This is a genomic window from Rivularia sp. UHCC 0363, assembly GCF_034931125.1.
In the GTDB taxonomy this organism is placed as follows: domain Bacteria; phylum Cyanobacteriota; class Cyanobacteriia; order Cyanobacteriales; family Nostocaceae; genus Rivularia.
On sequence record NZ_JAYGHM010000029.1, the window covers coordinates 3,122 to 12,682 of the forward strand.

General features: G+C 41.0%; 7 protein-coding genes. 3 read left to right on the top strand and 4 right to left on the bottom strand.

The window, feature by feature from the left end; translation table 11 throughout:
* Positions 1-127: 127 nt before the first annotated feature.
* Together thiO and VB797_RS17300 are read right to left on the bottom strand one after the other, a co-directional pair.
* A complete protein-coding gene (thiO, locus tag VB797_RS17295) occupies positions 128-2,098 on the bottom strand; it encodes a glycine oxidase ThiO (RefSeq protein WP_323238959.1) in 1,971 nt (656 codons plus the stop codon).
* Positions 2,099-2,206: 108 nt separating this feature from the next.
* Positions 2,207-2,566, bottom strand: coding sequence for a hypothetical protein (locus VB797_RS17300; protein WP_323238960.1), 360 nt, complete (start codon positions 2,564-2,566; stop codon positions 2,207-2,209).
* 408 nt (positions 2,567-2,974) lie between these two features.
* Here VB797_RS17300 and cimA point away from each other — a divergent pair, with 408 nt between their 5' ends.
* Complete coding sequence (cimA, locus tag VB797_RS17305; RefSeq protein ID WP_323238961.1) at positions 2,975-4,567, top strand: citramalate synthase; 1,593 nt, start codon at positions 2,975-2,977, stop codon at positions 4,565-4,567.
* A gap of 17 nt (positions 4,568-4,584) precedes the next feature.
* Positions 4,585-4,761: a hypothetical protein gene (locus VB797_RS17310; RefSeq protein WP_323238962.1), complete on the top strand. Its 177-nt coding sequence runs from the start codon at positions 4,585-4,587 to the stop codon at positions 4,759-4,761.
* 135 nt (positions 4,762-4,896) lie between these two features.
* Here VB797_RS17310 and VB797_RS17315 read toward each other — a convergent pair whose 3' ends face one another.
* Positions 4,897-5,130 carry a hypothetical protein gene (locus VB797_RS17315; RefSeq protein WP_323238963.1) on the bottom strand — a complete coding sequence of 78 codons (234 nt, stop codon included), beginning with the start codon at positions 5,128-5,130 and terminating at the stop codon, positions 4,897-4,899.
* 157 nt (positions 5,131-5,287) lie between these two features.
* On the opposite strand from VB797_RS17315, the gene VB797_RS17320 reads away from it, so the two are divergent.
* Positions 5,288-7,378: a flavin-dependent dehydrogenase gene (locus tag VB797_RS17320; RefSeq protein ID WP_323238964.1), complete on the top strand. Its 2,091-nt coding sequence runs from the start codon at positions 5,288-5,290 to the stop codon at positions 7,376-7,378.
* A gap of 161 nt (positions 7,379-7,539) precedes the next feature.
* Here the strand turns inward: VB797_RS17320 and VB797_RS17325 are convergent, their stop codons facing one another.
* On the bottom strand, positions 7,540-9,141 hold the full coding sequence (locus VB797_RS17325) for a hypothetical protein (RefSeq protein ID WP_323238965.1): 1,602 nt from the start codon (positions 9,139-9,141) through the stop codon (positions 7,540-7,542).
* Positions 9,142-9,561 lie beyond the last annotated feature (420 nt).

A 9,561-nucleotide genomic window follows, 5' to 3' on the forward strand; every position in this document is an offset into this window, starting at 1 on the left:
CGGTGGTACTAACTCCGGTGGTACTAACTCCGGTGGTACTAACTCCGGTGGTACTAACTCCGGTGGTACTAACTCCGGTGGTACTAACTCCGGTGGTACTAACTCCGGTGGTACTAACTCCTAACTCCTAATTAACCGTTCCCGTCAAGGGTGAGGAAGCACTCGCATAATCTTTGATGGGCATTCTACCAGCCAGATATGCTAAACGTCCGGCTACTGCGGCCATATTCATGGCTCGTGCCATTGCGGATGGGTTTTTGGCAAGTGCGATCGCGCTATTAATCAACAAAGCGTCTGCACCCATTTCCATTGCTTGGGCTGCTTCGGAGGGGGAACCAATACCAGCGTCTACTACTACTGGAATGCTGGCGTTTTCGATAATTATTTTGATGTTGGCGGTGGTTTGCAATCCCTGTCCGGAACCAATTGGTGCTGCTAAGGGCATTACGGTTGCACATCCAACTTCTTCTAAGCGAAGAGCTAGCATCGGGTCGGCGTTAATGTAGGGAAGTACGGCAAATCCTTCTTTTACGAGTTGCTCGGCGGCTTGCAGGGTGCCTATAGGGTCTGGTAATAGATATTTTGCGTCGGGAATTACTTCTAATTTGACGAAGTTATTATCTTCTTGTCCGAGAATCTTCGCCATTTCTCTTCCCAAACGGGCAACGCGAATTGCTTCTTCTGCGGTTTTACATCCTGCTGTGTTGGGCAACATCCAAATTTTGCTCCAGTCTAATGCTTCGGCTAAACCTTCGTGACCGGGAGCATTGGTTTGCACTCTGCGTACTGCAACTGTAACTATTTGACATTCACTTTCGGCTACGCTTTGCTGCATTGCGGTGGTATTACTGTATTTACCCGTACCCGTCATTAAACGGGATGTAAATTCTTTACCAGCTATAATCAATTTTGAATCTTCAATTGGTAACTTACTTATTCCGTTCGTTTGTAAAGAATTATTACCGTTGGAGAAATTTACCGAAGAAGTCAGCATAGCGGTAGTAGATGATGAATTGTGGAAGCGTGAATAGTGAAAGTGATTTAGTAACGGATCGGATTTTTCTTCTAAAATCGAATCGGCAATTAATTTTGCGGTTATGGGTGTTAGCAGAATACCATTACGATGATGACCAGTGGCAATTATTAAGTTTTTGCACCAACTATTACCGAGGATGGGTAATTCATCGGGAGTAGCAGGACGAAATCCATACCAGAATTCTTCGATGGGATAATTTTGTAACTGGGGATATAGTCTAGTAGCAGCGATGAGTAAATTTTGAATACCTGCGGGTGTATTTCCGTTCGTGAAGCCTACATCTTCGCAAGTAGCCCCAATAATGATTCTACCGTCTCGTCTGGGTACGATGTAGATATCATCTCCATACAGCACTCGACCTAAAGGTAATTCTGTAGCGGACAAAGGTACTTTAATGCTCAACATTTGTCCTTTTAAGGGACGCACTGGTAAAGGGAATAATTGATTAGACCAAGCACCCGTTGCTAACACGTATACAGAAGCGCTTAGGGTACCAGCATTGGTTTGTATACCCTTTACTTGTCCTTGCTGCTGAATGATTCCTTTTGCCGTAATACCTTCTTGGATTTCAACACCAAGATTTTCAGCCGCATTTAAAAGTGTTTGAAATAAGGCTCTATTATCTACTTGAGCATCTTCAGGGTACCACCAACCGCCAATTACTTCTTCACTTAATCCCGGTTGGTATTGATGGATTGTTTGTTTATCTAACCAGTGAGCAGCGGATGGGGAGATGGAGGAGAAACTATTCTCCTTGTCCCCTTGTCCCTCATAAACAGGAGCTAAAATACCGCAAGCCCAATAACCAGTATCTAAACCTGTAATTTCTTCTAATTTTCTCGTCCAATCTGGATACAAATGTAGCGAGCGATCGCATAATTGCCGCATAGCCGGATTGATAATTTGTTCGGCAGAAGGTGCCAACATTCCTGCTGCGGCTGTTGCTGCTGCTGCTTTTTGATTTCGGCCGATCGCGGTGACTTTTGCACCGCGTAGTTTTAGCTCAATGGCTGTTGCTAAGCCGATAATACCAGAACCAATAATTAAAATGTCACTAGTCATTAGTCAGCCGGTCATTAGTCGTTAGTTATTACTAACTAGTAACAAATAACTAATAACTTGTATGTCATAACTTGTAAATTCTAACCAATTGCTTATGACTCGCGTCTTTTACCATAATGCGCGAATTGGTACATTATCTCCAGTTCTTCTTCGGTTGGTACTGCTTGAAGGCGTAGTAGAATCTGTTGATGTACTACCTTGAGCAGTTGTCGGCGCACTCTGAACAGTTCTTCGGTTATTATTGTTGTTATTCTGGGCAACGTTGTTGCGATCGCTATTTTCTACCGAAGACCCAGTGGCAGTACTATTAACATTAATATTCGCTGGAAGCACTTGCGATTCTTTTCTCCTTGTCGAAGTCGAAACTTCAGCATTGCGTCCGTCCATCGGAAAGTTTATACCCAACAATGTACCTAGCAAAATCGCCAAGCCTCCTGCCATCAAAATTAACGGTGTCCATCTACCCATTTTTGTTCTATCTCCTAATTAGCGTTTGGGGTATTTTTTCTTACTTGTTAATATTCCAATTTTCCTGACTCAAAACCAATCTTTTAACTTTTGTCAAAAAGTTGTTCGCCGGGAAAATGGAAAATTTAGCAACGTTGCATTTGAACTATACAGCGATGCTGCCGGTAGACTTACCAAAATTATTAACATTCAATTGTTAATTACTTTATTAATTGCTGCTATAAAAATCAATGCCCGGACTGTTGCATATAAAAATTCAAACTTGAGCTTGCCAAATGCAATACCGGGATTGCAATACAATCATTGTCTTAGGTTTAGCTAAAATAACAGGCATCTTACGTTACCAAACTAGCTTTTTCTTACTATATTGACATTTTCTTTTCTTAGTTATCGCTCTATTTACTTATTATGACCGTAAATTCCTCACCTCAACTTTGGATCTACGACACCACATTACGAGATGGCACTCAGCGTGAAGGCTTGTCAGTTTCACTCGAAGATAAATTACGTATTGCTCGGAGACTCGATGAACTGGGAATTCCTTTTATTGAGGGAGGTTGGCCTGGGGCTAATCCTAAAGATGAGCAGCTTTTTTGGCAGCTAAAACAACAACCGCTCAAACAAGCGCAAATTGTTCCTTTTTGCTCGACTCGAAGACCGCTACAAAAAGCAAGCTCTGAATCAATGCTGCAAACTATTCTTGCGAGTGGTACTTTATGGGTAACTATCTTTGGCAAATCCTGGGATTTACACGTTACCGAAGGTCTGAAAACCAGTTTAGCAGAAAATTTAGAAATGATTCGCGATACGATTGAGTATCTTTGCGGTCAGGGTCGTCGCGTTATATACGATGCTGAACATTGGTTTGATGGTTATAAGCACAATCCCGATTATGCTTTAAAAACGATCAAAACGGCTGTCGCTGCGGGTGCGGAATGGTTGGTTTTATGCGATACGAATGGCGGTACTTTACCTCACGAGGTCTCACAAATTGTTACCGATGTCAAGAAAAACTGCCCCGATATTCAATTGGGAATTCACACTCACAATGATTCGGATACGGCGATCGCTAATGCTTTAGCTGGAGTCATGGCGGGGGTAACGATGGTACAAGGTACAATTAATGGGTATGGCGAACGCTGCGGTAATGCCAATCTTTGTTCTTTAATTCCGAATTTACAGTTAAAGTTGGGTTACAAATGCATTGCTCCTAATCAGCTATCAAACCTCGCACAAACTAGCAGTTTTGTCAGTGAAGTAGTCAATCTAGCTCCTGATGAACACGCTCCCTTTGTCGGACGTTCGGCTTTTGCTCATAAAGGAGGTATTCATGTATCAGCAGTACAAAAAAATCCGCTGACCTACGAACACATCGAACCGGAAAAAGTGGGAAATCTTCGCCGCATAGTAATTTCCGAACAAGCGGGAATCAGCAACGTTTTAGCTAAAGCAAATGGATTCGGCATTGAACTTGATAAAAATCATCCAGCAACGCGGGAAATATTACAGCGTCTCAAACAATTAGAAAGTCAAGGGTATCAGTTTGAAGCAGCCGAAGCTAGTTTTGAATTGTTAATGCGCGAAGTTTTACAAACCCGTCCCTCATTTTTTCAAGTCAAAGGCTTTCAAATTCATTGCGATTTAGGAAAAGGTTTAGAAACAACCAAAGCTCTTGCAACAGTTAAAGTCGCAGTCAAAGATGAAGATATTTGGGAAGCAGCCGAAGGTAACGGACCAGTAGCAGCCTTAGATGCAGCTTTACGCAAAGCTTTAGTCAAATTTTATCCGCAAATAAATACATTTGAACTAACAGATTACAAAGTCCGGATTATCAACGGGAATAGCGGAACCTCAGCCACAACCCGCGCAATGGTAGAAATCGGAAATGGTATTCAGCGCTGGACAACCATAGGAGTTTCTAACAATATATTAGAAGCTTCCTATCAAGCAGTAGTAGAAGGATTGGAATACGGTTTACTTTTACACTCGCTTGTTGATTGAGATGGGGAGATGGGGAGATGGGGAGATGGGGGGATGGGGAGATGGGGAGATGGGGAGACAATCTAAAATTCTATTACCAATTACCAATTACCAATTACCAATTACCAATTCCCAATTCCCAATTACCAATTACCAATTCCCAATTACCAATTACCAACAGAATTAATTTGTTTGTTAAAAATTGTTTTCGCTGATCTTGCCAATCTCAGACAAAATATTAAAAACACTCTCACACTTTGATGATTGGCGTAGCAGTTGATAGAATCCTCGCTAAATAGCGGTTTATTTCTCTAATCTGATGGTTTTGAGAATTAAAGATTTAAGCTAGATCAAGCGAAAGATTCCCAAGCTTGGGCTACGACTTGGGTTAACCAACGACGTTGTTGTTTATCAAGCACAGTATCTTCTGCTAAAAGTTGTGAAGTCAATTCTTCTAAGGATTGACCTTGAGAGCGGACTAATTTGATTACACCCGCGATCGCAACAGCAACCAGTTCCTCGTCAACCGGCTGTTGTCTCATCGCAAAGATTTCTTGGGGGTTATCTGGGATGGGATAATTCATGGTGTGTGTGTGAATAATTAAAGGAACAAAAAAACTTGCGAACTCTTAAACTTTCTTTACAGAATATTTATTCAACTGATAGGGCGGAGTTTACCGTGATTTACGACTTTCTTAAATCTGTCTTAATGAGTAGATTTTGGGTATATTGCCATCAAAAATGAAAGAAATTATTTATTTAGAAATCCCAACGACCGATACAGCAGTAGTCAGACGCTGGTTACAGACGGAATTTGAACCGGGAACTTGCGACAAGATATTAACGTCCGATGGCATTCGCTTGAAGTCGTCTGATACTACATCCATTGCTTCAGATATTACGGAAAAGTTACCAAACGAATTATCCGTATTTGTGTGGAATGTGCAGCGAACCACGTATTTAAAGGCGTTTCGATGGGGCGACAAATTTCCTTCTGAGATACAAATTTTACAAAAGCTCACCAAACAGGTGCGCGATCGCTTTCCTCATAATTATCCCGAACCACCTGTAATTGATTTGTCCAATCAATCAATTTTTGCCGCGCTAGCTGCTTATTATCCGCTTACGGTTAAGTATTTCCAGAAGATGCCTAACGGAGAATACGATCTAAACCGTGCTTACTGGTGGGAACAACGCTGGCGCGAGGGTGTAAGAAATCCCCAGCAGCCGCGACAGGTTTTGTTTTCGCACAACGATTTGACAAAAGAATTGCCCCATTCCCCCACTTTTGACCTGATCTATATTGGCGGTGCTTTAGGGGTTATTCATGCGGCAGTAATGGCAAAATTAGGCTATAAAGTACTGTTGGTGGAACGTTTACCTTTTGGGAAGATGAATCGGGAGTGGAATATTTCCCGCTCGGAAATTCAAAGTTTGGTCAATTTGGGTTTACTGACTGCTGCTGAAGTGGAATCAATTATTGCCCGAGAGTATAAAGATGGATTTAATAAATTTTTTGACGCTTATATTCCCGATAAACTCAAATCACCAATCCTTCACACACCAACTGTTTTAAATATAGCTTTAGACTCAGAAAAACTACTGAAGCTATGTGGCGAGAAACTGCGATCGGCAGGCGGTGAAATTTGGGATCGAACGGAGTTTATCAAAGCAGATATTGATGCATCTCAAGTTGTTGTAACGCTCAAGAATTTATCATCAGATCAAGATCAACATCTTGTGAGTGGAAGATTGCTATTAGATGCGATGGGAACGGCATCACCGATCGCATGGCAACTCAATCCAAAACGTGCTTTTGATAGCGTATGTCCGACGGTAGGAGCAGTTGTCGAAAGCGGATTTGAACCTCAAGTCTGGGATTCTCAATACGGCGACGTTCTCAACAGTCATGGAGATATTTCGCGGGGAAGACAATTGATTTGGGAATTATTTCCTGGAGAAAACGAAGAACTGACGATTTACTTATTTCACTATCACCAAGTAAACGCCAAAAATCCCGGCTCCTTAATGGAAATGTACGAAGACTTTTTCAGCATTTTGCCAGAATATCGGCGCTGCGATATGGATAAACTAGTGTGGAAAAAGCCCACGTTTGGATATATACCAGGACATTTCAGTGTCGGAAGTCGCGATCGCACCGTTGCTTTTAATCGGTTAATCGCGATCGGTGATGCTGCATCGCTTCAGTCTCCCTTAGTGTTTACGGGCTTCGGTTCCTTAGTACGCAATCTCGGTAGATTAACGGAACTTTTAGATACTGCGCTCAAGCATGATTTACTTGAAGCAAAACATTTGAACCAAATTCGTGCTTTTCAAAATAATGTTGCCGTAACTTGGATGTTTTCTAAAGGAATGATGGTTCCCACTGGAAGATTCATCGAACCAGAACGCATCAATGCTATGCTGAATAACTTTTTTGGCTTATTAGCAGATGAACCGTTGGAAGTCGCCGATAATTTCATCAAAGACAGGTTTAATTTGTCAACCTTCAACCGACTTGCATTAAAAGCGGCTAAGAAAAATCCCTCATTACTGCTGTGGATTTGGCAACTTGCAGGTGCGAAAGATTTACTCAGATGGGTTGGTAACTATATAGACTTTACCCGTCACAGTATAGTTAGTGCTGTATTCGGGAAGTGGTTCGAGCGATTTATTCGTTCAATCCAGCCAAAGTTAGAACCTCGCTTTCCAGCGTTGTGGTTACGACTGTTGGCTATAAATTATGCACTTAGCGCAGGTACTGCACTTCCCCAACATCAAAATTATCAATTAAGAGTTGAAAGTAATCAGTTAATAGTTAATAGGGAATAGGGAATGGGGAATTGGGAATAGGGAATTGGGAATTGGTAATTGGTAATTGGGAATTGGGAATTGTTTATTAAACAGTCAGGGAGCTTGCGGAGCGGACACTACATACGATTTCATAACTCCTAACTCCTAACTCCTAACTCCTAACTCCTAACTCCTAACTCCTAACTCTTATGGGGAAACTTTGGTAATTCTACTGACGATAGGGATTTTCGCCCTTTGGGTGGTCGTTTGGGATAAATTAACGGTGAAGGAGAATTAGTATGGTAGTCAGGATTGTTGATTATCTCGATCGATGAAGTATTTTCGGATAAGTGAAAAGCTGGAAAATGCTCGATTTCTTCCCAATAATCTTGAGTTTCGCTAGTGTTATTGTCACTAATTGATGAGGTAAAACTAACTGTCTGCTCGCTCTGGGTGGAATAATTTTGACGATCAACATTTATTACAAGATCATTGTTATGATTCGTTCCAGAGGGTTCTAAGACAGTTTTCCAAGTAGGAATAATAGCTTGGGAGGTTTCTGTATCTTCTTTTGAGGAAGCTTTTGGCAATCCAGATTCAGCTTGAGAAAAAAATGTTTGGATAACGCTATCTAACTTTTCTTCTAATTCCGATGAATCTGACAGGGATACTTGGTGTTCAGTTGTTTCCTGCTCTGCTGCATCATAATTTACTAAATCTTCTGTCGGCACTATATCTGGATTAGCTGAAAATTCCCAACTAGAAGATTCTTGAATGGGATTTTCACTATCATTAGCTGCCGATGTTGTGAGAATTTCTTCCCAAAGGTCATTTTGTATTTTGTATGACTCTGGTGGAGCCGACCAAGGTTGAATTAACTGTGTGCTGCTTGTGGTTTGAGTTTGCGATAATTTATTTAATTTTGAGTTAGCCGTTATATCGAGAAAACTACTGTCATTATCATCAAGGGTATCGTAACCAGGAACTGATGTTTCTAAACTCTTTTCCAAAGCAGCTTTAAATTGTAAAGTTTGACGCTGCTGACGTTTGAGTCTAGTACGTAACTCGCGACAAGCATTTTCTGACTGCGATAAAAGGCTGGTTTGTTCGTCGTACTTAGTTTGTATCAAAGCAGATTCGCGTTCCAACTGAGCAAGACGTTGTTGATTCAATTCGATCTGTCCTTTGTATGACTCAGCTAAGCTTTCTTGACGTTGAGAATTTTTAACAGCATTTTCTAACTGATCGAACAAAGATTGGATCTGTGCTTGAGCAGCATTTAATTCTTGAGTTTGCTGTTTAAACATTGATTCTGCAACGGTTGCACGTTTTTTTTGTCGTTGTAAAGCTGCTTGGGAATCATTTAAAGCCGTAGTTAGTTCCTCTACTTGCTCGTACAGTTTATTGTTAGCAGAACGTAATTCTTCGTTAAGTTCCAGCAATTTCTGGAATTCTGTATCTACGATCGCTTGTTGTTGAGCGTTAGGTTCGGCAACCCAGTCATCTTTGGGAGGAGATTGTGAGTTCGTTTCCCGATCAAATTGATGTGACTGACTCGGTTGAGAATCAATAATTACTTCTACTACTCGATCAATATCTTCTGTGACATCTTGTTCTGAGAAATCGGCAGTTTGATTTGGCACTTCCTCAGACGCTGGTCTTAGCAACAGTACTTCTGTTACTTTATTTTCACCAGCTAAAATCGAATGAAAAGGATTAGCCGTTCCCTCAGACGATCGCGACGAATCAACAGAATTGAAATTTTGATCAGCCCCATCATCTGGGGTTTGGGCTTCATGCATTACTCTTAACCCACCAGCTTCGATTTCAAAGCAGACACTACGGTATAATTGTTCATTTATGCTGTCTTAACAAAATCTTCTCTTTAAGGCAAGACACACTTTACCCGATATAAGTGATTAACGAACGGTAATTTGTCATTTTCCCGGTTTTTAAAGCAAAAATATAGAATTTAAATAAATTTCATTAAAAAATTTTATAAACTCTATGCACTTCTAAGCAATTGTACTCGACAGCGATTTTGAATCAACTCAGTTCAATTACTTTTATTAATTTTAACTGTTGTTAAACCCTGCATTCTAATGTAGCAAATTACTCTCCTATGTAGGCAAGCAATAATTCTAGTACGGAATAATTTCTCCCCATCCCCTCATCCCCTCATCCCTTTCACCGAGTAAAATTTTAAGGTCTGAGCAAGACGG

Excerpts from the sequence above, each read along its gene's own strand:
- thiO (WP_323238959.1), bottom strand. The coding sequence starts at position 2,098 with ATGACTAGTGACATTTTAATTATTGGTTCTGGTATTATCGGCTTAGCA.
- VB797_RS17300 (WP_323238960.1), bottom strand. The coding sequence starts at position 2,566 with ATGGGTAGATGGACACCGTTAATTTTGATGGCAGGAGGCTTGGCGATT.
- cimA (WP_323238961.1), top strand. The coding sequence starts at position 2,975 with ATGACCGTAAATTCCTCACCTCAACTTTGGATCTACGACACCACATTA.
- VB797_RS17310 (WP_323238962.1), top strand. The coding sequence starts at position 4,585 with ATGGGGAGATGGGGGGATGGGGAGATGGGGAGATGGGGAGACAATCTA.
- VB797_RS17315 (WP_323238963.1), bottom strand. The coding sequence starts at position 5,130 with ATGAATTATCCCATCCCAGATAACCCCCAAGAAATCTTTGCGATGAGA.
- VB797_RS17320 (WP_323238964.1), top strand. The coding sequence starts at position 5,288 with ATGAAAGAAATTATTTATTTAGAAATCCCAACGACCGATACAGCAGTA.
- VB797_RS17325 (WP_323238965.1), bottom strand. The coding sequence starts at position 9,141 with ATGCATGAAGCCCAAACCCCAGATGATGGGGCTGATCAAAATTTCAAT.